This is a genomic window from Methylobacter luteus IMV-B-3098 (assembly GCF_000427625.1).
Classification (GTDB): domain Bacteria; phylum Pseudomonadota; class Gammaproteobacteria; order Methylococcales; family Methylomonadaceae; genus Methylobacter; species Methylobacter luteus.
The window spans coordinates 871,542-897,389 of the sequence record NZ_KE386569.1 but is presented as its reverse complement, the minus strand read 5'-3'; the positions used below and the strand labels follow the sequence as shown (position 1 = coordinate 897,389).

The following is a 25,848-nucleotide window of genomic DNA, read 5'->3' as shown; positions in this document are numbered from 1 at the left end:
TTGAAAGGGAGTAATCCCGCTCCCGTCAGAAACATCAATAGCCTTTTGTAGTTAAATGAAAAGTATGAAAAAAATGGAAGCTTGTCAATTTTTCGACAGAACCGCAAATGTAACTTGCTGCGCTTTAATCCCTGGAGCCACTCTTGGGAAAACCGACTGTCTGCGACAACAATACTTGTTGATCATGGGACAATTCCAGCGCGTCAGCAATGGCGGCACGGTCGATCCATGCGCGAATGACCGTAGACAGGCCGGCGCTCGCGGAAAATAAATAGACATTTTGGGCAATGGCGCCCGCCGCCGCGGAAGCATAGGATTCGCGTTGGGTGACCGGTACCATCGCCATACGCCTGTGATCGGCTACATAAACTAAATCCAACGGCGCTTCATCGACAAAGTCCTGATAACCCGTTATTCGTCTCAGGTCCTGTTTCACCATAAGGTCGAGCGCTTGCCTGCGAGCGTCATACCAATAAGCGCCCTCAGGAAGTGCCACATAAACATCTATCTCTTGGGCATTTAAGGCCGAAGGTGCGGTACGCCCGCCATCGGGTCTATTAACGCCATAAGCCGCCCAAAGCAAGTCGGAAAGTAGCTGCAATGGCAAAGCATCAGGCGCAAATTCACGCGACGAACAGCGATTGAGCAGCGCTTCCATCAGCGGAAGTCCTCCCGTTTTCCGAGGCGGGGGCAGCGCGATCGATTCTGCCGATTTCCTCCGAACGGGACCGGGGCGTAATTGTCCCATCATTCCCAAGACCAATTTAGTCAATGTTTTCACGGTGGTTTCTCCACATTTGTTGAAGTAAGAAGCGCGGAATCGGTTATGCTTTTTTGAGCGCAGTGAGCCTTACAAAATTGCATCAACGTTTGGATTTTTGCTCAAGACCTTCGGCTGTGTGATCACCAATATCAGCTTTTCCCGTGCCGATATTATCTCGAAATTAAAAAATGAATAACCGCCATGCGCCAAAACCGGACAGTCAATTTCTTTCCACAAAATTCCAGACCGTCAAACCAAGCCCTATGAAATAGCGCGCATGACCATGCCATCGGCTTAAGAGTATTGATGCCCAGCGGTGCAAAGAAGACGGCCGATATTCTCGAAAAGGTCATTACCTATGGGCATAGGCAATCGGCCAGGATAACAAGACTTCAATGATCTGATGACTGGTGTAAGCTTGGTAGTACGCGCTCTAACGGATTGATTTTGTAGCCAATGCGCCTAATATCCATCCTTCGTAGGTCAAGGGATGATTTTTTAGGCTGTGGGGATGTCCTTGAGAGCCCTATCACGACTCCTTATCCCCCAAAAGCTGATAACACCAGTTAAATTCACCTTGATATAGGAGATTCTCATGGGCCCCACTCAATACATGAACGTGAACAGGGATGACAGACGGCTAACCGGCATGGCTGCAGGCATAGTCTGTTTAGCTTTGCTATCCCCTCTGGCATTAGCTGGCCCAGTAGCACCCGGCACGAGGGCCCAAGTGCAATCGAATTACGGCAAGCTGCCGCTCAGCTTTGAAGCTAACCAGGGCCAGACCGATGCCCAGGTGAAGTTCCTCGCACGGGGCCAGGGTTATACCCTGTTTCTGACGCCCACTGAAACCGTACTGAGCCTGAAAAAGACCCAAGCCAAGGCCAAGATTTCGCAGTCTTCCGCCAAATCATCATCTACATCCGGGACGATCGGAGCTGTACTACGAATGCAACTTGCCGGAGCAAACCCGGCACCGAAGGTCGTCGGCAGAGAACCCCTGTCCGGGCATGTCAACTATCTGATCGGCAAGGACCCGAGCCAATGGCACACGCAGGTGCCGACCTATGGCAAGGTCGCCTATGAAGGCGTTTATCCGGGCGTGGACCTAGTTTACTACGGCAATCAGGGACAACTGGAATATGACTTCGTGGTAGCGCCGGGTGCCGATCCGCATAATATCAAGCTGACTTTTCAAGGAGCCAATAATATCAAGGTGACCCCGGCGGGTGAACTGGTTCTGCACACAGCAAATGGCGACCTTCGCATGCATAAGCCGGTTATCTACCAGCAGATCGAGGGTGTCCGCCAGCCCATCGCTGGTAGCTATGCGCTCAAGGCTGACCAGACGGTGGGCTTTCAGGTAGCTGCCTATGATGCCGCGCATCCGCTCATCATTGATCCGGTTCTGGTTTATTCGACCTATCTGGGCGGCAGTGGAAATGATGATTCCTCGGGTATCGCCGTGGATCTGCTGGGTCGGGCCTATGTGACGGGGACTACCGACTCGTCTGACTTTCCGACCAAGACAGCCCTGCAGCCGATTAAAAGCGGCGATAAAGATGCCTTTGTCGCCAAGTTATCGACCAATGGCAGAGCGCTACGCTACGCGACCTATTTGGGTGGAAATAGTAGTGACAGTGGCAATGGCATTGCCGTGGATCTGCTGGGTCAGGCTGTTGTGACAGGATTTACCGACTCGCCCGACTTCCCGACCAAGAATGCCCTACAGCCAAACTTAAAAACAGGAATTGTTCTAGGTGATGCCTTTGTCGCCAAGCTATCGGCCGATGGCAGAGCGCTGCACTACGCGACCTATTTGGGTGGAAGTAGTAATGACGGTGGCAATGGCATTGCCGTGGATCTGCGAGGCCAAGCCTATGTGACGGGATTTACCGACTCGTCCGACTTCCCGACCAAAAATGCCCTCCAGCCGACTAAAGATGGCGATACAGACGGCTTTGTCGCCAAGTTATCGGCCGATGGCAGAGCGCTACGCTATTCCACCTATCTAGGCGCTGGCAATGATGACAGTGGCTCCGATATTGCCGTGGATCTGCGGGGGCGGGCTTATGTGGCGGGATTTACCCAATCGCCCGGCTTTCCGACCAAGAATGCCCAGCAGCCAACTATTAATGGACTGGCTCCTGGTGATGCCTTTGTCACCCAACTGTCGGCCAGTGGCTCGACGTTGGGCTATTCAACCTATCTGGGCGGCAGCGATGGTGAGATAGTTGGCAGTATTGCCGTGGATCTGCGAGGCCAAGCTTATGTGACAGGGGGGACACGTTCACCCGACTTCCCCACCAAGAACGCGCTGCAATCTGCTTTGGGCGGTAGTGAGGACGCCTTTGTCGTCAAGTTCTCACCCACTGGCGCACTGCGCTATTCGACTTATTTGGGTGGTAGAGAGGGTGATCAGGGTAGTGGAATCGCCGTGGACCGGCAGGGCCAAGCCTATGTGACAGGAGGTACCGTCTCGTCCGACTTTCCAATCGTCAACCCTCTGCAAGCCAATGTATCGGGTAATGGCAGTGTCTTTGTCGCGAAATTCTCAGACGATGGTTTAACGTTGCGCTATTCCACCTATTTGGGCGGGAAGGAAGGTTCTGCTGGCGGAAAAATTGCCGTGGATCGAAAGGGTCAAGCCTATGTAACTGGGACTACCCAATCGACTGACTTTCCGACAGCCAACGCGCTGCAGCCGACTTTAGGCGGCGGTGTTGATGCCTTCGTGGCTAAGATCGGAAGCAATGATCAGCCATAAGCCTGAGAAACAGCAAGGACGACTACGACTATCTGAAAAATGGAGAAAGATAAGCAGGAAGAACACGATTCCAAGAACTGAAGTTTCATGGGTCAATCAGCATTAAACATTTGCAAGCGGATTGATCATAATACCATCGACCATCGTGTTCGCGTCTGCGGCGCAAATACGCCTTCCCTTGCGTAACAACCCAGTTCTCTGCTGGCGGTTGATCAGAATGACATACAGACAAGTCTACAGCTTGAGTTTGTATGTACTGATATCGATTGGCCGGAAAGGCGATTTGAGTCTTATGCGATGTCGGTTTCGGTGGAAGTCTAAGCAGTGTTAAATGCTGCCAAATTTTCGTTAAACGAGGAAAGTTTCGCGCGGTTTTTAAAAATTGTTGGGTCAAATATCGCGCAAGGCTACAGTCTGGCGAACTGCAACTGTTACGTTCCCGTTGGGAAAATCCGGTTACATATTGGTTACATTTTCAAAGACAATAAAAAAGGGTTACAGATTTTTTCTACAACCCTTTGATTTATATGGTGAGGCGTCAGGAACTCGAACCCTGGACCCATGGCATTAATCCATTGTCCTTTTGTCTAAATACCTTTAAAAATAGTATATAAAAATGATGCCTTACAGCCATGGGGCACTAATGGGACATTTAATAACAAAAAACCTTCAAATTGGCTATTTTTTGGCCAAACTTCATAGGCAATTAAGCCGAGGTTCGTAGATTAGTCTATGCGGGATAAGCGAGTTTTTGAATAGCCGCTTGTGCCATTTCCAGCCTGTCGATAAGTATTTTCGAATGGCAGCTATAAGTCATAAATTGTTCGTACAACGCAAAGGCAAGAGGCGCGGCGCTTAAGGACGCCAAGCGAAGACACCGAACTTGATTTAAAAACCCACCTTCAAAACCGCCATAGGGCGGTGCATCCCTTTGACCGCTGTGTTAAGCCAGCCCTGAATAGCGGCCTTGTAGGATGTGGTGAGGAACGAACCGCATCGTTCGCGATTGATGCGGTTCCTTTCGTCACCGCATCCTACGGCCCTACCTTTCGGCGAGTCTACAGATATTGCTTCTGGCAATACGACTGATAGTTTTTCATCTAATGAAAGCCAACGCTCTATGGCTTTCTTATCCATTACTTCGAGTATTATTTCGCTTTTTCTATGTATGTGATATTCATAGTCATCAGGAATATTCTCATTGACAAATGCTTCTAAAGCAGTAAATGCCATTACAATCGACTCCATAACTCGCTCAATATAATCAAACGACTCGGATGTTGTATTAAATGTCACTTGTTCCTTTATTGAACTATCAATATTCGCTTTTTTTCTAATTTCTTGAGCTTCCTTCCATGCTCTCATAGATGAGCTAAGGCAAAGAGCTGTTGCATTTGGAAGCGCAATACATAACTGTTTCTCTTTAGTTAACTGGGTAATAGAGCGAAACGTTATTTGACTTCCCTTTGGTACGACTTGGCCCGTCCACGGTGACGTCCAGTCCTTACCTGAAAAGTGAACATCCTGCATTCTCCAGTCATTATCTAATTCTTCCATAACTCATCACCTCTGAGTAACATAACGCCAGATTCACCGGCTTGTCCGGTGCAACGCATTGTTATATCTGCTCAAATTCAAGACTGTAATAATCCTCATTCTTTTTGGCTCTCCAGATGCCCAAGTATCCTGCTGAGCAAGCGTGTTTTCCTTGAACATCCGACTTGCTTAAAGTTGATTTCAACCCAAGCAAGCAACTGTTGATGGCGCTAGAGGATAGCCTCATTAGATACAGAGTTTTAGGGTTGCGGCTTAATTTTCCAAGTTCTATTGCTACAGCCACTCTTTCAGCCTCATCTTCTATATTTAACAAATCTACAATGCAGGAATCTTTTGTTCCGCCCGCGCTTGCATATGCTGATGACTTAATCCTTTCTCTAATCCTTGTGTTCGCAACATGATCAATGTTCGGAACGAATACTCTATCCGCTTGCTCCACGCGCAAAACTACTCGATGTTCCTGTTCATAAATCCATTCCTCACTTTTCTGCATGAATATGTCATAAAGCATCCTATCTGCGCCTTCAGCAGAAATGTTCGAGTAGTCATAATCGAATTTATCATTACGATATCGCAACCCTTTTCGATACGACACCGGCTTAGGCTTGCCGTTAAATGGAGACCACTCCTCTCCCCATGAAAAATTTATCAGAGTATCCGCCCTGAAAAGACTGTGAAATATTGATTCGTTAGGGAAATCTGCAATTCCTACAACTAGACCTTTGTGCTCATTGGCGTAATGCGCCCACATCAACAAATTCTCTTTGGTCTCCGAAAGGCTCACGATGCCAATGTGGTGCATTCTGTTCTCTATATACTGAGAAAAAGGAATCTCTCCAAATTCAGGATCGAGCGCCGTGGCATCATCAAAGTGGCTCGTCAATTCATCTAAGCTTTTACGACAAAAGGACGCCTCAAATGGGTCATTAAGAGCTGCTGGCTGAGTTAGGCGAATGAACCCCTCTTCAAATAGATCTCGTGGCTCACTCAAATATTTGAACAGTTGCTTCAAATTCAACCCCTAAACTTAAAGATATAATGTAAAGCTAACCGGGCGCGGTCCGGAAAGCTGAAAAAAACAAAACTGCTATAGCCGCGCTCCGGTTGAGCGCAATGTTAGGCCAGATGCTCACATTTGCCGATAAAAACGGTGGGCAGAAAAGCGTTGCCCACCCTATTTAGCTGTGTGAGCAATAAAGCTAGAGAACAACCAGCTCGGCGATTTTTGCCGCGACCACCTCCATTGAATCTTCTGCAGTGTCCAGGCCGCTTCGGGAGGCGAGCAAAGGGCTGACATTGCGGAGAGCTTCATATGTCGTGTTGTGCACGATGGGAACGAGCTGGTTACCCGCCAGGAGTGCCGAAAGCTCTTTGTCGGCGACGCTCTCTTTTGGGAGGCGAGCCAGCAGCGCAGGGGTCACCAGCACAAGCCCGATTCGCGAATTCGCTAAGCCCTTGTCGATGGCGCGCATCATTGGCACGCCGAGGCCAAGGTCCTTCTCGCTGAACCAAACTTTGACACCAGCTGCCACGAGCAAATTGTGTAGCTCTTTGGCTGCCCCCTGCCGGTCGTCCCATGCGTGGCACAGGAAGACGTCACGAAGGTCAGGTTGCTCCGCTGCTCGCGTCTCAACGGTTTGGCGGATTGGCGTGAGTGACTGCACTTGGGCAGGCGTGTACGACACGGACGAACCCGCTCTCGACCAGCGCGGCCTTGAACTGCTGCTGGACTTGCCACCGCCGCCACCGCTGCTGCTATAGCTAGCCCCGCTGCTGCCCGACGAGGAGTAGGACGAGCCGTAGCCGCCATAGCCGTATCTATTGCGGGAACTGCATGCAGGGCAGGCTGCGGCTGCGGCCGCTGAGCTATGTCCACGTACTGGCGCTGTGCATTTAGCCATGTCGTAATCCTTTCATTTGCAATTGCCCTTTCAAGTAGAGGGTTAAGCAGCAGATGCGCTCTAACAAGTTATTAAACGGTTTCTGTATATCATCCATGATTGCCTCATTCTAGGCAATAAGCTCAGCAATTTCATTCAGATCACTAGCAGTATATTCCCGTATGGATCGTATCCGGTTTCTTTATTATCTTATCGACTGACTGTTATCCGGCAATAACCCGCCACTCGAACAACCGTGGTAAAAGACCGGTTGGGGGCGATAGTTGCTATTCAATAATTCACATATTGGCTCAGTGGTCATATGACGCTAATAAGAACCAGCACCTATACCAAGAAGCATGCCAGCCTGTAAGCTATGATTGGCGAGGCCTGTAGATAGTTGGCACGAAAACCAACTAAGGAAATAATTGTTTACCGTTTGCGACACATCACCACACTAAGGGGCTTTGTCGATGTAGTGAATTTCCAGCGGATTAACCGGGCTGATTATCGGCAACCAGTGCGGCAGGTTTTGAGTAAATGCGACATTTTTGCGACATTTTTTATTCCAGACATAAAAAAAGGCTTGGATTTTCATCTAAGCCTTTGATTTATATGGTGGGGCGTCAGGGACTCGAACCCTGGACCCATGGATTAAGAGTCCACTGCTCTACCAACTGAGCTAACACCCCGAATAGGAAACTAAGTCGTGCATTCTATAGTATTTCCCGTTAAAAATCCAAAATAAAAGCCTATGTACGGCAAGTTTTCTTAATTTCTGTTATGAAATAATCACCTCAGGCGTTTCCGCCATGATGCAGGCTGATCCTGACCAGTGAGCCGCCGAGAAAGATCATGTTAATGCCCAGCAGCATGCCGAGCACCCATGCGGCCGTGCCGGGCCAGCCGGCCCAGACGACGACGGACAGCATCAGGGCGGTAAAGCCGCTGAAAAATACCCAGACCCAATGGGCCAGCGGGCGCATCATGAATGCCAGGGAAATTTTTGCGATGCCTTCCATGGCAAAAAACAGCGTCATCAGCATGGTCAGGGTCAGCACGCCTTTCGCGGGTTGCGCAACCAGATAATAACCGATTATCACCTGTAAAATGCCGATAAAGATCCATAGGTTAAAGCCCGGCATCGCTATAAAACGGACGGCTCTGGCGATTTGAACTATGCCGCCCAGCAGCAGTAGCCAGCCAATGAATAAAGCGATGGCGATGGTGAAGATCTGCGGCACAATGATGGCCGCGATGCCGAGAATGATAAAAAAAGCCCCTTCCGCCAGGAAAAATTTCCAATGCGCCTTGAGAAATTCCTGCATTCTCTGCTGCATCTCCCGTATTTCGATGTCAATTTTTTCGGTCATTGTTCACCTCCTCATGATTATTGAATACAACAGCTGCCACGGTTTTTGAATTTCAGCGGGCGCCCTTCCTTTCCGACTGACCGACAAACCGATCATTTAACCAGCCAAGGTTGCGACTGTGGGTAAGCACCACGACTTCATCATTGGTTCTGAAATCAAAGTCCGAATCAGGAATTTTGAATTTGCCATTCCGGTAAAGACAGATGATCCGGCACTGGTCGGGCAACTCTAGCGAACCGATGACGTCCTCAAGCTCGGGATGGGTAATAAGGGAAAACACCTTTGCTTCATCCTTGATCATTGCGCTTAATTCCAGCAAATCCTGCCCTTCGATCATATCGGCCAGATAACGGCCGATGGTCTGGCCGGGCGCGATGGTGTCTTTCAAGCCCAGCTCCACGCAGATATGCTTGAATTCGGAGTCTTCTATCTTGGTGATAACCCGCTTGAAATCCAGCGAGCGCCCCACCCGGAAATACGGTTCTCATAATTCCCTCACCCGCCTTCCGAACCATGTTTTCGGATATAAGAACACCAGCAAGGCGACAATTTCAAGACGGCCCGCCAGCATGTCGAAACTCAGCACCAGCTTCAATACCGGCTGTAGATCGGCCCGTGTTATGCCCGATGACAGCCCCACGGCGGCAAGCACAGGGACGACCTCAAACAGCGCCAGGACCGGCAATATCACCAGGCCGGCCTGTACCAGTACTAATTGCGCCGAATATTTAAGAATAACAGGGCCGCGTATGGCATACATCAATAGCGAGGCGGGCTCATTCATTAATCCACGGCCTCATGCGTCGTCTGCCCGGCCGCCTTATCGGCGCGAATCCGGTTCAGCGGGTCCTGCCGGTAATAAAGCTGAAGCTGCCGGTAGACATCATGGAAATGCGCATGCAGAATGTCAGGCGCGCAGAAAAAGTATTCGCTGAACACGGCGAAGAACTCGGCCGGGCTGGTCGCCGCATAGGGATCGACACTAACCGGGTGATGATGCTCAAGGCGATCATTCAACTCATCATAGGCCGTGCTGAACGCATCGGTCCAAGGCGGCACAGGCATGGACACATGCAGCGGCGGAATACCGTTGGCGCTGCCATCCAGCATGTCCAGCTTGTGCGCGATTTCATGAATGATCACGTTGTGCCCCTGATGCCCGCGATGCCTGTCCTGCTCGATATCGCCCCAGGACAAAATCACTGGTCCGCGTTCCCACGACTCGCCGCTTAATACCAGATCCTGATGATGAACTACGCCCGCCTCATCGGTCTCATCGCGGCTGACCCGGAAAGCATCGGCATAAATCACGACGTCGCTCCAGGCCGAAAATAGCCCGATTCCCAGGTGCAGAATCGGTAGACAGGCCGTGGCCGCCACATGGATGCGCATCGCCTCGGTCACTTGAAAATCCTGGGCGCCGAAAATCCTTTTCTCGTGCAGAAACAATGCGGTCAGCTCGCGCAGATGCGCTTTTTCCACCGAAGTCAGGCCCTGCAACACGGCCATTTTGCCCGTAACAGCTTCCCATGCCTCATACTTGACAGGGTAGCGATGCAGAACATACCGAACCCGCGCGCGTTTAAAGATATTCATCGGCAAAAATCAGATCTGTTTATCACGCCCTAAAGACATGAGTAAGATCACCAGAAAAATAATGGCCAGCACCGGCCACAAATAAGGCGCTATGATGAAAATTCCCAGCACGGCAAATAACAGCGCTCCCAGAAACAGCATCATGCCGACACCCAAAAACGCCAGCAGCACGAGCAAACCGGTAAACAACATCGCAAGCAGCAAGGTTGGGATCGCGGCCAGTCGGGCCAAAGGATCGGCCACCGGCTGACCATTGATCGTGAGACTGAACTGGCCCAGGCCGGGATGCAGGACATAGCTCAGGCCGGCTATGAGCATGCCGATGGCCAGGAGATTGATGATCAGGTGAGTATTTTTTTTCCGTTTCATAAAGGTTGGTGTTTTCCAATGCCACGTAGCCACGTAGGTCGGGTTAGCGCAGCGTAACCCGACATTTGCAACCCCGATGCGTCGGGTTACGCTGCGCTAACCCGACCTACACATTCACCCTACCGGCCAGGCCCAATTGCGTATCTCCGGCATGTCCTCGCCGTGCTCGATGATATATTCCTTATGCTCGATCAACTTGTCGCGCATGATCTGCTTCACATGAGCGCCGACATAGCGCAGTTTCGGCACCCGGTCGATGACGTCGATGACCAGATGGAACCGGTCCAGATCATTGAGCACGACCATGTCGAACGGCGTCGTGGTCGTGCCCTCTTCCTTATAGCCGCGCACATGCAGATTATCGTGGTTGGTCCGGCGGTACGTCAGACGGTGAATCAGCCACGGATAACCATGATAGGCAAAAATAATCGGCTTGCTGTCCGTAAACAGCGAGTCGAAATCCTTGTCGGACAAGCCGTGCGGATGTTCAGACCTTGGTTGCAGGCGCATCAGGTTGACCACATTGACGACACGGACCTTGAGCTCGGGGAAAAACTCGCGCAGCAGCGCGACGGCGGCCAGCGTTTCCAGCGTCGGGACATCGCCGGCGCAGGCCATCACGACATCGGCCTCGTCATAACGATCGTTGCTGGCCCATTCCCAGATGCCGATGCCGGTCGTGCAATGCTTGATAGCCGAGCTCATATCCAGATATTGCAGTTGCGGCTGCTTGCCGGCCACGATGACATTGACCCTGTTGCGGCTGCGCAGGCAGTGGTCGGTCACCCACAGCAGCGTATTGGCATCGGGCGGCAGATAGACGCGGATCACCTCGGCCTTCTTGTTGACGACATGATCGATAAAGCCCGGGTCCTGATGACTGAAGCCGTTGTGGTCCTGGCGCCAGACATGCGACGTCAGCAGATAATTCAGCGAGGCGATGGAGCGGCGCCATGGAATGTCCTTGGTGACCTTGAGCCATTTGGCATGCTGGTTGAACATCGAATCGATGATATGGATGAAAGCCTCGTAGCAGGAGAACAGACCATGACGCCCGGTCAGCAGATAGCCTTCCAGCCAGCCCTGGCATTGATGCTCGCTGAGCACTTCCATGACCCGTCCGTCATCCGACAGATGATCATCGGTGCTGATAATCTCGCCGGTGAAGACCTTATCGGTGGCTTCGTACACGGCATCGAGCCGGTTCGAGGCCGTCTCGTCGGGTCCCATGATCCGGAAATTGCGCTGGTCCTCGTTGGCCCGCATGATGTCTCTGAGGAATTTGCCCATCACGCGCACCGATTCGGCCGACTCGGTGCCGGGTTTTTTCACCTCCACCGCATAGTCGCGAAAATCCGGCATTTTCAAATCCCGCAGCAGCAATCCGCCGTTGGCGTGCGGATTGGCGCCCATGCGCCGCTCGCCTTCCGGAGCCAGATCCGCCAGTTCCTGCATCAGCGTGCCGTTGTCGTCAAACAGTTCTTCCGGCTTATAACTGAGCAGCCACTGTTCCAGCAGTTTCAAATGCTCGGGATTTTCGGCCAGTTTGGCAAGCGGGACCTGGTGCGATCGGTACGTATTTTCGACCGGCACGCCATCGACCACCTCAGGGCCGGTCCAGCCTTTAGGCGTTCTCAGAATCAGCATCGGCCAGCGCGGGCGCCTGGAATAGCCGTTTGTGCGCGCATCTTTCTGGATATCGGCGATTTCCTGGAGCATGACATCGAGCGTGGCCGCCATTTTCTGATGCATGATTTCCGGCTCGTCGCCCTCGACAAAATACGGTTTGTAACCGTACCCGGTGAACAGAGCGCACAGTTCGTCATTATCGATACGCGCCAGAAAACTTGGGTTGGCGATCTTGTAGCCGTTCAGATGCAGTATCGGCAATACCGCGCCGTCGCGCTCGGGATTTAAAAACTTGTTGGAATGCCAACTGGTCGCCAGCGGCCCGGTCTCGGCCTCGCCGTCGCCGACTACGCAGCACACCAGCAGATCGGGGTTATCGAATGCCGCACCGTAGGCATGGGAGAGCGAATAGCCGAGTTCGCCGCCCTCATGGATGGAACCCGGCGTTTCCGGTGCGACATGGCTGGGAATGCCGCCTGGAAACGAGAACTGTTTGAACAGGTTCTGCAGGCCTTCGGCGTCCCTGGAGACATTGGGGTAGAACTCGCTGTAACTGCCTTCCAGATAGGTATTGGCGACCAGTCCGGGCCCGCCGTGACCAGGGCCTGCGATATAAATGACATTGAGGTCGCGGGCTTTGATCACGCGATTGAAGTGTACATAAATGAAATTCAGGCCGGGCGTGGTGCCCCAATGTCCCAATAATCTTGGCTTGACATGTTTCAGTTGCAACGGCTCCTTGAGCAGCGGATTGTCGAGCAGGTAAATCTGCCCGACCGACAGGTAATTGGCCGCGCGCCAATAGGCGTTAATGCGCGCGACTTCTTCTTCGGAAAGAGGCAGTGCCGATGGGGCCTGATTATTATTCATTATGTCCTCCAATGGTTAATGTATAGGTATGATAAGCGATAATCTGTTCTTCGTTGGTTGGAATCACTCGGACCGAAACAGGGCTTTCCGCGCGGCTGATTTGCGCCGCGTTGTTGTCATTGGCTTCAGGATCGATGTCGATGCCGAGCCAGGCGGCGCCCCTACAGACTTTCTCGCGAATCACGGCCGCCCGTTCGCCGATGCCGGCCGTAAAAATCAACGTGTCGAGTCCGCCCAACGCGGCGGCCAGGGAACCCAGCTCGCGGCAGATATGGTAGACGAAGACTTCGATGGCTTTGCGGGCATCGGCCTGATCGCTGCCGAGCAGGGTTTTCATATCGCCGCTGATGCCGGACAAGCCGGCCAGGCCAGATTGATGGTGCAGCAAGTCCGAAATGGCGTCGATTGTCATGTGCTTTTCACGCAGCAGGTACAGCACGATGGCCGGGTCGATCGAACCACAGCGCGTGCCCATAGGCAGGCCGTCCAGCGGCGTAAACGTCATGGTCGTGGCAATGCTTTGCCGATTCTTCACCGCGCACAGGCTGGCGCCCTGCCCTAAATGCGCGATCACGACGCGCCCGTCGGCTTCGGTTTTCGAATGCTGCGGCAGGACATTGATGATGTATTCGTAGGATAGGCCATGGAATCCGTAACGGCGCACGCCATCTTCATACAGGGATTTCGGCAGCGCGAACGTATGGGCGACCTCGGGTATCGTATGGTGAAAGGCCGTGTCGAAACAGGCCACCTGTGTCATTTCAGGATACAGCTGCCGCAAGGCACGAATGGCGCTCAGGTTATGCGGCTGATGCAGCGGCGCCAGCGGAACCAGCGCCTCAAGGCCTGACATCACAGCCTCATCGATCAACGCCGGCCGGATATAATGGCTGCCGCCGTGCACGATACGATGTCCGACGGCCAGCACCTGCAAATCGTCGTCATGCGCGTCCAGCCAGTCCACCAGGACGCGCAAGGCCTCCTGGTGGTCATGTATCGGCAGCGAGCGGCGCTCATCTTGAACCTTAAATTGCGCCTCGCTGCCGATGCCGGAAATCTGCCCCCGGTACAGCGCCTTGGGATATTGACTGCCGTCGGCGGCGAATAGGGCGAACTTGATGCTCGATGAGCCGGCGTTGATGACTATTATGACTTCCTGCATAAGATGTTCTTTTTGTAATTGAGGTTTGATAATGGGCGCTGTCTATAGGACTGCTTGTTGCGGGGACGGCTTAGGTCACCCATGGGCGAATACCTCTAAGGACACAAGTGAATTCGCCCCTACAGTTCCCTATTCAGTCAGAAGATGCTAATTCTTTTCCATCTCTGCCGTATAACTGCCAGTGCGCGCCGCGCCATTCAATTTAGCACGCTTATAAAGCGCCTGCTGCGCCGCCTGCACATTTTCCGCTCTGCCCTGCCAGGCTTTCAGCACCGGCTCCTGCAATGCCCGTCCATAGGAAAAACTCAACTGCCAAGGCGCATTGTCGGCCATCGCATTCAGAGCGTTCAGATTGGCTGTCGCCTCTTCCGGCGTCTGACCTCCGGACAGAAAATTAATCCCGGGCACGGCAGCCGGCACGGTCCGGCGCAGCTGCGCCAGAGTTTTCTCAGCGATTTCCTCGGGACTGGCTTTAGTCGGCGCGTCCTTGCCCGGCACGACCATGCTCGGCTTCAGTACGATATATTCCGGCTCAACGCGATGTCGATACAAGGCGTGGAAGACCGCATGCTGAACAGCCTCGGTGACTTCAAAGCAGCGCTCGATGGTATGGTCGCCGTCCAGCAGCACCTCCGGTTCCACTATGGGCACGATGCCCAGCGACTGGCAAATGGCCGCATAACGGGCCAGCACTTCGGCGTTAACCTTTATGCCCAGCGCCGTCGGATTGTGCCCGGCGATCGTATAGACCTCGCGCCACTTGGCGAAGCGCGCGCCCTGCTCCTTGTAAGCCACCAGCCGGTCGGACAAGCCATCCAGGCCCTGCGTGACCAGATCGCCCGGCGCATTGGCCAGCGCAACTGTGCCTTTGTCTACTTTGATGCCGGGCACGATGCCCTGCTCGGCCGCCGCTTGCGGCAGAGGTTTTCCGTCAGCGGTTTTCTGCCCCAGCGTTTCTTCGAACAGGATCACGCCGCTGATGAATTCGCCCAAGCCCGGCGTGGTCAGCAGCAATGAACGGTAGGCGCGCCGGTTCTCTTCGGTCGATTCCACATTGACCGCTTTGAAACGCTTGGCGATAGTCGGCAAACTCTCATCGGCGGCCAGTATGCCTTTGCCTTCGACAATCATATCGGAAATGGTGGCTTGTAATTCGCTTTGAATGCTCATTTGAAATCTCCGGGAGTTAAATTCGGCAGTCATTGAGCCTAATCAGGATGTATTTATCCTACGACCGGCGGGAAGAAGCAATTGCTCAAAAAGTCTTTGCCTGTTTCAAGGAGAAAGGGAAGTTGGCTTTCAGCCAATACACCATAGAGTGTATTGGCACAGCTCGGGCGAAACATCATTGTGCTTTGGATTTACCTGTTCAGCCAGAAGTGGCAAAAGATGGATAGTATTTAAATTCGGCGGCTGACAAATCGTGCGCTGGAAAGAAGGGTTAGAGCATTTGCGGCCACCCATCCGCTTACGCCGCCGCACAAATAACCGGCTATGACATCTATCGGGAAATGCGCGCCAACGCTGACGCGCGATATGCCGACCCACATGGCAAACAGGACAAGCAACGCTCTCCATCGGTACCGGCAATAGGGCCAGAAGACTGAAACAATGAGCATTGCAAACGCAGCATGTCCACTAGGAAAGCTGTGGTTTAACTCGCGTTGAGCCAGCACATGAACAGTGCCCAGGGTCATCGCGGCCAATGGGCGAGGCTTGTCATAACCGATTTTTATGAGAGCCACAATCATGGCAGCTAGAACAAAGCCAGCCAGGAAGACCAACATGGTCTTGACAAGCGTGTGCTGCTCCGGAAGCCAATCGATCGCGGCTGATTTAGGGAAAAAACGACGAATTGCGATGAAACAAAGCATCGCGGATATGATCCACGGTGCGTTCCAGAAGTCGCCGATCCTCGTTCCAAGCAACATTATAAAATCAAGGGAATCCCCTCGGATTCCGTTTACGGCATAGAAGAGTTCCCGGTTCAATCCTCTAAGCCAGTCGAGCAGGACTGTGATGGGCATTTTGAACTCCAGCAAACTATCATGATTATAAGGTTTTCATATATCTACCATATTTAAACCTTTAATAACATAGAATAGTAATTAAAAATCAATCTATGAACGGTATCTTATTCTGCCAGAAGCGATAGATTTCTGAATAAATTGATAAATTAGCGATTCCTTCCGAATTGACATTATTACTTATTGGTAATAATCAAATATTCCGATTAATCAATATTCTTTTTCACAAATGGATTTTAACCCCTCTGAAGGGCTTGGTTTTTCAATATTTAACAAAAAACCATGCGCCAGAAACCAATCAGGCGCAAACGATCCCTAATCGCCCTTTTCCAGACTTGTGATCGTGATTATTGAATTCGTCGCAACGAAACGGAAATCTACAGTTTTCCATCCTGACTCACAAAAAAAGGTCAATTCCATGAAAATTCTATTCCTAATATTCCATAAAAATTTTATGCGCTGATTGATTACCTTTTCTCTGAACTCTTAAACCAAACTGATGTTAAGTAAAGATTAACCAGCTGTGCACGGAACCCGTCAGGAAATAGTGATCCGATTGATATCTGCAGGATTCTGGAGCAATTGTTATCGATGCATGAGGCGGGAGTAACGGAACAGCCGTAATATGCAGCTTTACGCAGCTTTCGAGCGCTCCATTCCAGAGCGGTGTTGATCATCTTGGGGGGAGCTAGCCTCAATCGAAAAATCAGCCCGGCAACATTGAATATCATCATCGAAAACCTGATGGGCGATTATGTCCGCATTCAGGACAGACGACTCAGCGTCAGTATCAATGAATTCGGCGAACGCCTGCACCGGCATTGCACTCAGATAATGCCCGGTTTCCAACAATACCAGACCTTGCGGCAGGAACTGATTGCCGCCGAATGTGAAAATTTGCGATTGGAAACGTATCAGGCCAAACCGCTGACCTCATTCGTCCGCAATAAATTGATCAATGAGGCTTATTGCCTCTTATCAAAGATAATCTGGCCAAACAAATGGGTGCAGTCGGCAAAACCAAAAGTACCGACCGATGAGCTTGCTGCTGCTGATTTCGCCGCCCGACTATGGCGACAGTAAAAACTACAGATGGTAATTTGGAGGTTATACTCTACGCAGTCACAAATGCAGAAACTATCAATACTATGGCTGCATCATTAACAAGACATAGCTATTGTTCAAAATCCGCAAGTGTACCCACGTAGAGTATCGTTTACAGCCTAAGCTAAAGCGAACTAACTTTTACGCGCTCTATAAAAGACATAGGTTGTAAAAACACACGTTAAAATATAAACACTTGTTGAAATCAATTTACTGTCCTCATAGTTATTCTTATAACCCTCATCAGTGCATTAGTCAGCGTCTCTACTTTCTCTGACAGACAAACCGAACAACCAGCCAATAGCTTGACTCCATCAGTTGCCGCCTCATCTGAAGCACTCTTCGGTTGAGCATTTCAAGGGAATTAACGCCCTATCAATGCTCCAATTTACCGCACTGCTATTTTCCAGTGCCATAACATAATAACTGTTGTTGATAGTGATTAATATAAAAAACCTATCTCAAGCATGTGAATCAGCGTCCGATATCTTCCCTTTTCGGCTTCCATTTTTTACCGACATGACAATAAATTATCAACTAAAACAATAAGATATTAATTATCGCCAGTCAGTTTTGACTATATTTACCAGTAATTATTCACCGCAGCGTCACAGCTTTAGATAGGCAGAAATCGACCTCAAAAAGCCTAAGCGTTTTTCCCGTCAGGCTACTTTCCGCTCTAAGGATTTATTTCATCATTGATCTTCTGAAATTATTATCCAATTTGTCATTGGTATCTTGGGATAGTTGAGCTGCCCTATTAGCCGCCGCTTCTGCTGCTTCGGCCTTTGCAGCCGCATCAGCTGCTGCAGTTTGTGCATTGGCTGCATCAGCTGACGCCTGTTTAACAGAAGCATCCAAGCCATCAACTTGCGACTGTAAATTTTCAATATCCGAAGTAGTTGCGCAAGCAGTAACCATACTGAAAGCCAGAGTAATCATTGATAATTTTATTATTGTTCTCATATTATTTTTCCTTACTGAAGATTATCATTTCAAAACATTTTATCTATTAAACAGTTTTTAATGTTTTCCACTTTCAGCACCTGTCTTTACCAATTTTTCTCACCAATATTATTAAAAAATAATGAGTCAGTGATTTATATGGTCAATTTTGAGGCTCTTTAATGGCAAACATTGGAGGCTGATGGGCTTAATTCAATAAACTCTTCATATATCCAAAATAACTCGGTTATGCTTAATCTGAGTTATTTGAATATATTTTCATCTTGAAAACTTAATGCGAACTTAACACAGTAAGTTTTAGGGTATTACTCAAATAAATATATCCTATATAAATACCATCCTTATTGCCTCAAAACATCAGGCCAGAATGAAGAACAATTTCAAAGACCTGATGTATTAAGTCTTTTCAGACAAAATAGAGCAAGGCAAAGCTAAGCTATCTGGTCTTAGCCCAGGCTGTAAAAACAAAAAAATTAAGCGGGTAATAGAGAATGCTAAGCGCTGTGAAATAGATTGTTGATTTATCTCTGGCCGCTCAGTAGATTAACTTCCGTTTTAAAGTCATCAATGGATCGATGGTGAAAACTTCTTTGATATTGAAATCTAATGGCAGGAACCGATGGACCCAGGAAGAAAGGCAGCAGTATAGTATTAAGTAAAAACGATTACCTATCGTCTTTATGGAACTGTAAAGCAGGTTTTAAGATTGGCTCATCTATCCGTCTGACCTGTCTTTTTTGACTCGTCCATGATAGATAATTGGTACTGTTAGTTCTGACAAACTAAGCAACTTGCTTGTGCTTAATTTAAAAGGATTTGCAAGAAATGGCGGAGAGACAGAGATTCGAACTCTGGGTGGGCTACAAACCCACGACGGTTTTCAAGACCGCTGCCTTAAACCACTCAGCCATCTCTCCGCGATCCGAATATAATAACCGATCGATTTAAAAAAGCAACTTTTTTATCGTTTTTTATCCCAAAATCCAGCTCATCATTGGCAGTCATCCATAACCGCCACCTCCCGGGGTTTCAATTTGAATCACATCACCGGCTTGAACTTCAATTTGTGCACAGCCCGGTAGGTTTTTTATCGTGCCGTTTTTCAATATAACGGTATTCCGGCCGCATTTTCCAGGCTCTGCGCCATTGACTGCAAATGTAGGCTTGAGCCTGTGGCTGGACAGAACACTGACGGTCATAGGCTCCATAAATCTGATTCTGCGTCGCACACCATTGCCGCCTTTACGCCTGCCGGCACCGCCGCTGCCCGATCTTATCGAGAACTCTTCCAGCAAAACAGGAAACCGCCACTCCAGAATCTCGGGATCAGTTATACGGGAATTGGTCATGTGCGTATGAACGGCATCGCAACCATCAAAATCGGCGCCTGCTCCCACTCCGCCACAGATGGTTTCGTAGTACTGGTATTGACCATTGCCGAAGCTCAGGTTGTTCATTGTGCCTTGTGATCCGGCCAATACCCCTAATGCGCCATACAAGGCATCAACAATATATTGCGAGGTTTCGACATTGCCTGCGACAACCGCTGCAGGATAACGCGGATTCAACAGAGAACCTTCCGGAATAATGATTTCCAGCGGTTTCAGGCAGCCCGCATTCAGCGGGATATCATGCTGTACCAGGGTTCTGAACACATACAGCACGGCGGCTTTACAGACGGCCGACGGCGCATTGAAGTTGCCTGCCGACTGTTTGGAAGTGCCACTGAAATCGATTGTCGCCGTTCCGGCTTGCCGGTTTACGGCGATTGTTACGGCAATTTCGACACCATCGTCCATGCAGTAAACAAATTGTCCGCCGGAAAGCGACTTCAGGACATGGCGCACCGCTGCTTCGGCATTGTCCTGTACATGCTGCATGTAAGCCCGGACTGTAGCTAACGAGTAGCTATCGACCATGTGTTTAAGTTCCTGCAGCCCTTTTTGATTGGCAGCGATCTGAGCCTGCAGATCGGCAATATTTTGTTCAGGATTGCGTGCAGGATATTTTCCTGACAGCAGCCAGTTTCTAACCTGCTGCTCCTGAAAAAGCCCGGCACTGACGATCTTCATGCCGCTGCTGAGCACACCTTCCGTTTCTATGTCCCGGCTATCGGAAGGCATGGAGCCAGGTGCGATACCGCCGACATCGGCATGATGCCCTCGCGAAGCGACAAAAAACCATAGCTCGCCATCTTTATAAACCGGCGTAATAACAGTAATATCTGGTAGATGCGTGCCGCCATGATAGGGAGAGTTCAGCAAATAAACATCGCCGTCCTGCATGGTAGCTCGCTCTGCCCGCAGCAAGGCCTGAACACTTTCGCCCATCGAGCCCAGATGCACGGGAATATGAGGCGCATTGGCGACCAATTGCCCTTCTCCGTCAAAAATCGCACAGGAAAAATCCAGCCGTTCTTTGATATTGACCGAGTGCGCGGTATTTTGCAGCACAAAACCCATCTGCTCGGCAATGGACATGAACAGTTTATTGAATATCTCCAGCATCACCGGATCAGGCGCCGAAGATGCCAGGATGTGTTGCCGGGCCTTGGTTTGCACACGACTCAGGATTAAATCCTGCTGAGCGGTTATTTCGCCCTGCCAATCCGGATCGATGACGATAGTCGAAGTCGGTTCGATAATAATGGCGGGGCCAGGTATCGGCACGCCGGCTATCAATTGTTCCCTGCGGTAAACCGGTGCCTGGTAGAAAGCATTCTGCATAAATACGCGCGTGACGAGCAACGGCTGGTCATGCGGATGCTCTGCATAAAACTGTCTATCTTCGACCCGTTCACTGAGACCGATGACTTCCACTGAAGCCGCTTCGATTACCAGCGGTTTGCCCTGATAAACAAAACCGAATTGTTGTTTGTATTTGCTTTGGAACTCGTCAAACATCGTTTCCTTGTCGGCAAACATAACAGACAAAGCCGTATCGGTTCCCTGATAACGAAGACGCAGACGACCGGTTGCTTCAATACAATCCGCATCGATATGCTGCGCCAGCATCTCCTGACGACCTTGCTGTTCAAGGCTTGCTATGATCGATTGCAAGTCAGTCAACGAAGTCTCCTGCCACGACAACTCCAGCGCCTGTTCTTTCAGCAATCTGACATCAGCCAAGCCCATGCCGTAAGCCGACAACACTCCGGCCAGCGGGTGCAACAGGATACGCTTAACGCCGAGTCTGTCGGCAACCGCACAGGCATGCTGGCCGCTGGCCGCGCCATAACAGCATAAACTGTACTGGGAAACATCATAGCCTTTCTGCACCGATATTTTTTTAATTGCGGCCGCCATGTTTTCAACCGCAACGGCCAGAAATCCCTCCGCGACCTGTTCCGGTGTTCTGTTGTCGCCGGTATTGGTATTTATCTGTTCCGCCAATTCGGTGAACAACTGCCTGACCCTGTCCTGATCCAATGGCAGATTACCCTCGGGCCCAAAAACATGGGGAAATGACGGCAGTTTGCCCAGCAGAATATTGGCATCGGTGACAGTCAAAGGACCGCCGCGGCGATAGCCCGCAGGCCCTGGATTGGCTCCGGCGGAATCAGGCCCTACCCGATAACGTCCGGCTTCGAAATGCAGAATAGAACCGCCGCCCGCGGCAACGGTATGAATATGCATCATCGGCGCCCGCATCCTTATGCCGGCCACTTCCGTTTCAAAACTGCGCTCGTATTCACCGGCATAATGGGCGACGTCTGTAGATGTACCGCCCATGTCGAAGGCAATGATCTTGTCTAGGAGTCTGTCGGACAGGGTTCAGTATTATGATTCTTATTTGACCGATATGGATTATTGGCGGCATTGAGTCTTCGGTTCTGCCCAACCAAGAGCTATTTCGGGTTATTTTTCCGTTATCCGGCCGCCAGCACATGCATTCGCTTTAAATTGAAGGCCATAGTCACCAGTTTCCACTCACCAGCTACCGCATCAAGACCTCTCAGCGAGAATTGGCGGAAGCCCAGTACCTGTTTGATGATCCCAAATACCGGCTCGACCGTGCTTTTGCGTTTACCATAAAGCGTGCGGCCACTCTGGGTTTTGAGTTTCCAGGCCATTTTGACCAGCGGGTCATCGCTTTCAGGTTCCGGTGCATCCGGCGTCAGGCGTTCCGCCAATGGCAGATGATGGGCTTCCCGGCCCAGCGCGATGAGGGGTGTAATTTTTTGCTCCACACAGGCCTGGATGTTGTCTTTGCTGAAGTAGCCGTTGTCGGCCAGCAGCATTTCCGGCTTGCCGAGGCTGTCCGGCAAGGCGTTCAGCGCTTTCAGCATCGGCTCGACTTGCCGCTTGTCGTTGGTATGCTGGCTGAGCGTGGCGGCAACCACCAGCAGGCTGTCAACATCGACGGCCGCCTGGGCATTGTAGCCCTGCACGAAGCCGTCCTTGCTCGGCATGATCCGCGATGCTTCGTCGGTCAGGTTGATCTGGTCCTTAGCTTGGGGGCCGGTTTCGGGCGCCTTGGGCTCCTGGCCTCGGGGTTTTTTGCCCGCCTGGCGCTGGCGCTCCCGGTCAGCCAGTCTCTCCTGGTGGTCTTTTTGGGCTTGTTCGTCCCGTTCTTTAACCCGTTCGGCAATCTTGGCCTTGGCTTCCGCCAAGGCTTTCAAGCGATCTTCCCGACGCGCGACTTCCGCCGGCAAATCGATACCGTCGGCCAATTCTTCCTGATCAACGTCCGCTGCCTTTTTCAGCAGGGCCTGCACTTCCTCACGCAATTGCGCTTCCAGCTTTTCGATGTGGCCATGGGACAAGGCCTTGTGCTTCGAGGCATTGGCCTTGATTTTGGTACCATCCAGCGAAATCTGTCCCAGCTTGACGAGTTTCATCGTCTGCGCCAGTGTCAGCACTTGTACGAACAAGTCCTCCAACTCCACCAGAAAGGTCTTGCGGAAATGAGCCAGGGTGTCATGATCGGGATGATGATTGGCAGCAATGAACCGAAACGCCACTGAATCGTAGGTTGCCCGCTCGATCTTGCGACTGGAGAACGTGCCGGTCGCATAACCATAGATCAGCAGGGCCAACAGCAGTGCCGGATGATAAGCCGCTGAACCCCGTCCAGAATAATGGCCTGTCAGTTTTGATAGATCGAGCTGATCGATCACTTCGACGATAAAGCGTGCCAGGTGGTCTTCCGGCAACCATTCGTCCACGGACGGCGGAAGCAAATACTGTTGGTTACGATCAAACTGAATAAAGCGACTCATCAGAAATCATGGCGGTAAAATGATTGAACTCATCACTATTTTACAACTGATGAGATTTAAATGCTGATAAGTCCGACAGACTCCTAGCCCGGCCTTGGCCGAAACAGCCACGGCACCGACTATACCGCCGGCAGGTCCTGAGAGAATGCTGTCTTTGCCTTGAAAACTTGAGGCATCGGTCAAGCCGCCGTTTGACTGCATGAATAGCAACCGGGCCGCGTGATGACTGCCATTGATGCCACTGGCGACTTGCTTGACATAGCGTCTTAGCAGTGGCGACAAATAGGCATCAACAACAGTTGTGTCGCCCCGGCCGACAATCTTCATCAAGGGGCTGACCTGATGCGATACCGATATTTGCGGGAAACCGATTTCATCGGCCAAATCCCGTAATATCTCTTCATGAGCCGGATACCGCCAGGCATGCATCAGCACAATGGCTATGGAACGAAAGCCGGCATCGTAAACGGCCTGCAGCTGTTGTCTGGCCCGTTGTTTATCGAGCGGAACCAGAATCTCGCCCTGGGCGCTAACCCGCTCATCAATTTCCGAAACACTTCGATAGAGTTGTTCAGGCAAACGGATATTTAAGGCGAAAATGTCAGGACGATTCTGGTAACCGATGCGCAAACAATCCTTAAAGCCACGGGTTATGATCAAAGCAGCAGGCTCGCCATGTCGCTCCAGCAAGGCATTGGTCCCTACCGTCGTACCCATTTTTACTGCCTCTATTATTTCGCCGGGCAATGTCTCATCCTTAACGCCCAATATCTCGCGTATGCCTTGCAAGGCTGCATCCTGATAGCGCTCAGGATTTTCGGACAAGAGTTTTCGGCTGACAAGTGCACCCTCGGGAGTGCGGGCCACAATATCGGTAAAGGTCCCGCCCCTGTCTATCCAGAACTGCCAGCGATTTGAGGATTCGGCCATGAATGTATGTTAGTTAGGATCGGCAGATGCGTTACTAGCTGAAAGAAACGCCAACACCCACTTCAAGATCGAGCTGGTGCCGTGCACTGCCTTGATTGACAGCAATTTCGACCAGTCCACTGGAATTTCTATACCAGAAAGCCTGGTGTTCAGCGACGGCGCTAAAAGTATCGGCCTGCTTCATAACAATCCCGTTAACCGTCAGCGATTTGCCCGCAAGACCTTCATGATAGCGCAAGCCTGTCATTGCATTGCCGTAATGATCAAAATAGATCACTTCAGACAAATCTTCTGGCCAGGCGTCCAGATCATGCCTGGTAAACGGCTTCAATAAACCGTCTGCGGTATTGCAGGCCAGTCTTGCCGAGATCGGCGCGAATAAATCCCGGCCATGAAAACTCATCGAATACTGTTCGGGACGCCAGATAATCTCAAACCACTGCACCTGCCGGGATTGCGCGGCGACAGTGTTTAACAGACCGTTATCGGGTCCGACAAAATACTGTCCGTCGGCATGCAAAACTACGGCTTTGCGTTCACTGCCAACGCCGGGATCGATCACTGCCAAGAAAATACTGTTTCCTGGGAAACTGTGCCGCAACGCGGCCAACAGATAGGAACTTGCACGGGGATTGGCAACGGGCGCATTGCTGAGCAGATTAATAACTGGGTGCATAGGCGCCATTTGCCGCAGCACCGCTTCCACTTGCCCGGTATAAGGCCCGGCCGGGCCGAAGTCAGTAAAAAGAACAATTATTGCCATAGCCCTTATTGAGCTAATACATCTAACCCGGTATTAAATGAAATGATCTGTTCTTCCGCCCCAGCAAACTCGCTACGTTTCAGCCCCGCAAAATCGAACAACTGCGTATCGGCCAACTGCGAAGGCGCCACATTCTGAAGGCTGGTAAAGATGGTTTCCAATCGGCCCGGAAACTGTTTGTCCCAGCCTTTCAGCATGACTTTCATGGCCTGCCTTTGCAGATTTTCCTGTGAGCCGCACAGATTGCAAGGAATGATCGGGAATTTCTTGAATGCGGCAAATCGTTCAATATCTTTCTCGCGGCAATAGGCCAGCGGTCTGATCACGATGTTTTTCTTATCGTCACTGAGCAATTTGGGTGGCATGGCTTTCAACTTGCCGCCGTAAAAAATATTCAGGAAGAAAGTTTCAAGGATATCGTCACGGTGGTGCCCCAATGCTATTTTGGTAACGCCGTTGGCTTCCGCGTAACCGTATAAAGTGCCGCGTCTCAATCTTGAACAAAGCCCGCAGGTTGTGCTGCCTTCGGGAATAATGCGCTTGACGACGCTGTAAGTGTCTCTCTCGATAATGTGGTAAGGAACGCCGATGGATTCAAGATACTCGGGCAAGACATGCTCGGGAAAGCCTGGCTGTTTCTGATCCAGATTGACGGCAATCAGTTCGAATTCAACAGGCGCTGTTTTCTGCAGATTCAGCAGGATATCCAATAAGGTATAGGAATCCTTACCGCCGGATAAGCACACCATGACCTTATCGCCGTTCTCGATCATGTTATAGTCGGCAATTGCATCGCCTACGCCATGACGCAACCGTTTCTGTAATTTGTTAAATTGGGTTCTGGATTTTTTATCTGAATCTGACATGGTCA

General features: G+C 50.9%; 21 protein-coding genes and 2 tRNA genes. 2 read left to right on the top strand and 21 right to left on the bottom strand.

What is annotated here, in order from left to right; translation table 11 throughout:
• Positions 1-124: 124 nt before the first annotated feature.
• On the bottom strand, positions 125-781 hold the full coding sequence (locus tag METLU_RS0106015; RefSeq protein ID WP_027157444.1) for a nitroreductase family protein: 657 nt from the start codon (positions 779-781) through the stop codon (positions 125-127).
• Positions 782-1,358: 577 nt separating this feature from the next.
• Between METLU_RS0106015 and METLU_RS0106005 the strand changes: the two genes are divergently transcribed.
• The gene (locus METLU_RS0106005) at positions 1,359-3,530 is read left to right on the top strand and encodes a DUF7948 domain-containing protein (RefSeq protein ID WP_081679026.1); all 2,172 of its coding nucleotides are present in this window, start codon (positions 1,359-1,361) and stop codon (positions 3,528-3,530) included.
• 888 nt (positions 3,531-4,418) lie between these two features.
• Here the strand turns inward: METLU_RS0106005 and METLU_RS24600 are convergent.
• The 13 genes from METLU_RS24600 to METLU_RS0105930 all read right to left on the bottom strand — a co-directional run bounded on the left by METLU_RS24600 (position 4,419) and on the right by METLU_RS0105930 (position 15,993).
• The gene (locus METLU_RS24600; RefSeq protein ID WP_036242894.1) at positions 4,419-5,087 is read right to left on the bottom strand and encodes a hypothetical protein; all 669 of its coding nucleotides are present in this window, start codon (positions 5,085-5,087) and stop codon (positions 4,419-4,421) included.
• A gap of 61 nt (positions 5,088-5,148) precedes the next feature.
• Positions 5,149-6,099 carry a DUF2971 domain-containing protein gene (locus METLU_RS0105995; RefSeq protein WP_027157442.1) on the bottom strand — a complete coding sequence of 317 codons (951 nt, stop codon included), beginning with the start codon at positions 6,097-6,099 and terminating at the stop codon, positions 5,149-5,151.
• 187 nt (positions 6,100-6,286) lie between these two features.
• Positions 6,287-6,751 carry a toll/interleukin-1 receptor domain-containing protein gene (locus METLU_RS28605; RefSeq protein ID WP_269209183.1) on the bottom strand — a complete coding sequence of 155 codons (465 nt, stop codon included), beginning with the start codon at positions 6,749-6,751 and terminating at the stop codon, positions 6,287-6,289.
• Between the two features lie 832 nt (positions 6,752-7,583).
• Positions 7,584-7,659, bottom strand: a tRNA-Lys gene (locus METLU_RS0105980).
• Between the two features lie 105 nt (positions 7,660-7,764).
• Entirely contained in the window at positions 7,765-8,340 is a 576-nt protein-coding gene (locus METLU_RS0105975; RefSeq protein WP_027157440.1) for an HdeD family acid-resistance protein, read from the bottom strand.
• A gap of 52 nt (positions 8,341-8,392) precedes the next feature.
• Positions 8,393-8,809 carry a hypothetical protein gene (locus METLU_RS24595; RefSeq protein ID WP_196806507.1) on the bottom strand — a complete coding sequence of 139 codons (417 nt, stop codon included), beginning with the start codon at positions 8,807-8,809 and terminating at the stop codon, positions 8,393-8,395.
• A gap of 15 nt (positions 8,810-8,824) precedes the next feature.
• Positions 8,825-9,124 (bottom strand): potassium transporter TrkG, encoded by a 300-nt coding sequence (locus METLU_RS0105965; protein ID WP_027157439.1) that lies wholly within the window; start codon positions 9,122-9,124, stop codon positions 8,825-8,827.
• Positions 9,124-9,936: a M90 family metallopeptidase gene (locus METLU_RS24590; RefSeq protein WP_036242890.1), complete on the bottom strand. Its 813-nt coding sequence runs from the start codon at positions 9,934-9,936 to the stop codon at positions 9,124-9,126. The genes METLU_RS0105965 and METLU_RS24590 overlap by 1 nt, the downstream gene beginning before the upstream one ends.
• Before the next feature lie 9 nt (positions 9,937-9,945).
• Entirely contained in the window at positions 9,946-10,305 is a 360-nt protein-coding gene (locus tag METLU_RS0105955; RefSeq protein ID WP_027157438.1) for a hypothetical protein, read from the bottom strand.
• 114 nt (positions 10,306-10,419) lie between these two features.
• A complete protein-coding gene (locus METLU_RS0105950) occupies positions 10,420-12,804 on the bottom strand; it encodes a phosphoketolase family protein (protein WP_027157437.1) in 2,385 nt (794 codons plus the stop codon).
• The gene (locus METLU_RS0105945) at positions 12,797-13,966 is read right to left on the bottom strand and encodes an acetate/propionate family kinase (RefSeq protein ID WP_027157436.1); all 1,170 of its coding nucleotides are present in this window, start codon (positions 13,964-13,966) and stop codon (positions 12,797-12,799) included. Before METLU_RS0105945 ends, METLU_RS0105950 begins: the two co-directional genes overlap by 8 nt.
• Positions 13,967-14,113: 147 nt before the next feature.
• Positions 14,114-15,136 (bottom strand): class I fructose-bisphosphate aldolase, encoded by a 1,023-nt coding sequence (locus METLU_RS0105940; protein WP_027157435.1) that lies wholly within the window; start codon positions 15,134-15,136, stop codon positions 14,114-14,116.
• Positions 15,137-15,366: 230 nt separating this feature from the next.
• Entirely contained in the window at positions 15,367-15,993 is a 627-nt protein-coding gene (locus METLU_RS0105930) for a phosphatase PAP2 family protein (RefSeq protein ID WP_027157433.1), read from the bottom strand.
• A 720-nt stretch (positions 15,994-16,713) separates the two neighbouring features.
• Between METLU_RS0105930 and METLU_RS0105925 the strand changes: the two genes are divergently transcribed.
• Positions 16,714-17,076, top strand: coding sequence for a hypothetical protein (locus METLU_RS0105925; RefSeq protein WP_027157432.1), 363 nt, complete (start codon positions 16,714-16,716; stop codon positions 17,074-17,076).
• 708 nt (positions 17,077-17,784) lie between these two features.
• Here the strand turns inward: METLU_RS0105925 and METLU_RS0105920 are convergent.
• The 7 genes from METLU_RS0105920 to ttcA all read right to left on the bottom strand — a co-directional run bounded on the left by METLU_RS0105920 (position 17,785) and on the right by ttcA (position 25,843).
• The gene (locus METLU_RS0105920) at positions 17,785-18,063 is read right to left on the bottom strand and encodes an Lpp/OprI family alanine-zipper lipoprotein (protein WP_027157431.1); all 279 of its coding nucleotides are present in this window, start codon (positions 18,061-18,063) and stop codon (positions 17,785-17,787) included.
• An 826-nt stretch (positions 18,064-18,889) separates the two neighbouring features.
• A tRNA-Ser gene (locus METLU_RS0105915) sits at positions 18,890-18,980 on the bottom strand.
• 84 nt (positions 18,981-19,064) lie between these two features.
• Positions 19,065-21,806 carry a hydantoinase B/oxoprolinase family protein gene (locus METLU_RS24585; RefSeq protein WP_269209340.1) on the bottom strand — a complete coding sequence of 914 codons (2,742 nt, stop codon included), beginning with the start codon at positions 21,804-21,806 and terminating at the stop codon, positions 19,065-19,067.
• 125 nt (positions 21,807-21,931) lie between these two features.
• A complete protein-coding gene (locus METLU_RS0105905) occupies positions 21,932-23,284 on the bottom strand; it encodes an IS1182 family transposase (protein ID WP_027158166.1) in 1,353 nt (450 codons plus the stop codon).
• Positions 23,285-23,290: 6 nt separating this feature from the next.
• Positions 23,291-24,214 carry a hydantoinase/oxoprolinase N-terminal domain-containing protein gene (locus tag METLU_RS24580; RefSeq protein WP_051299793.1) on the bottom strand — a complete coding sequence of 308 codons (924 nt, stop codon included), beginning with the start codon at positions 24,212-24,214 and terminating at the stop codon, positions 23,291-23,293.
• A 34-nt stretch (positions 24,215-24,248) separates the two neighbouring features.
• A complete protein-coding gene (locus METLU_RS0105895; RefSeq protein WP_196806506.1) occupies positions 24,249-24,977 on the bottom strand; it encodes an SAM hydrolase/SAM-dependent halogenase family protein in 729 nt (242 codons plus the stop codon).
• 5 nt (positions 24,978-24,982) lie between these two features.
• Positions 24,983-25,843, bottom strand: coding sequence for a tRNA 2-thiocytidine(32) synthetase TtcA (ttcA, locus tag METLU_RS0105890; protein ID WP_027157429.1), 861 nt, complete (start codon positions 25,841-25,843; stop codon positions 24,983-24,985).
• Positions 25,844-25,848: the final 5 nt, after the last annotated feature.

Bases quoted from the DNA above. Each gene is read 5' to 3' on its own strand.
- METLU_RS0105930 (WP_027157433.1), bottom strand. From the start codon at position 15,993: ATGCCCATCACAGTCCTGCTCGACTGGCTTAGAGGATTGAACCGGGAA.
- METLU_RS0105965 (WP_027157439.1), bottom strand. From the start codon at position 9,124: ATGAATGAGCCCGCCTCGCTATTGATGTATGCCATACGCGGCCCTGTT.
- METLU_RS24590 (WP_036242890.1), bottom strand. From the start codon at position 9,936: ATGAATATCTTTAAACGCGCGCGGGTTCGGTATGTTCTGCATCGCTAC.
- METLU_RS0105975 (WP_027157440.1), bottom strand. From the start codon at position 8,340: ATGACCGAAAAAATTGACATCGAAATACGGGAGATGCAGCAGAGAATG.
- METLU_RS0105945 (WP_027157436.1), bottom strand. From the start codon at position 13,966: ATGCAGGAAGTCATAATAGTCATCAACGCCGGCTCATCGAGCATCAAG.
- METLU_RS0105905 (WP_027158166.1), bottom strand. From the start codon at position 23,284: ATGAGTCGCTTTATTCAGTTTGATCGTAACCAACAGTATTTGCTTCCG.
- METLU_RS0105895 (WP_196806506.1), bottom strand. From the start codon at position 24,977: ATGGCAATAATTGTTCTTTTTACTGACTTCGGCCCGGCCGGGCCTTAT.
- METLU_RS0105940 (WP_027157435.1), bottom strand. From the start codon at position 15,136: ATGAGCATTCAAAGCGAATTACAAGCCACCATTTCCGATATGATTGTC.
- METLU_RS0105920 (WP_027157431.1), bottom strand. From the start codon at position 18,063: ATGAGAACAATAATAAAATTATCAATGATTACTCTGGCTTTCAGTATG.
- ttcA (WP_027157429.1), bottom strand. From the start codon at position 25,843: ATGTCAGATTCAGATAAAAAATCCAGAACCCAATTTAACAAATTACAG.
- METLU_RS24600 (WP_036242894.1), bottom strand. From the start codon at position 5,087: ATGGAAGAATTAGATAATGACTGGAGAATGCAGGATGTTCACTTTTCA.
- METLU_RS0105950 (WP_027157437.1), bottom strand. From the start codon at position 12,804: ATGAATAATAATCAGGCCCCATCGGCACTGCCTCTTTCCGAAGAAGAA.
- METLU_RS0105955 (WP_027157438.1), bottom strand. From the start codon at position 10,305: ATGAAACGGAAAAAAAATACTCACCTGATCATCAATCTCCTGGCCATC.
- METLU_RS24580 (WP_051299793.1), bottom strand. From the start codon at position 24,214: ATGGCCGAATCCTCAAATCGCTGGCAGTTCTGGATAGACAGGGGCGGG.
- METLU_RS0106005 (WP_081679026.1), top strand. From the start codon at position 1,359: ATGGGCCCCACTCAATACATGAACGTGAACAGGGATGACAGACGGCTA.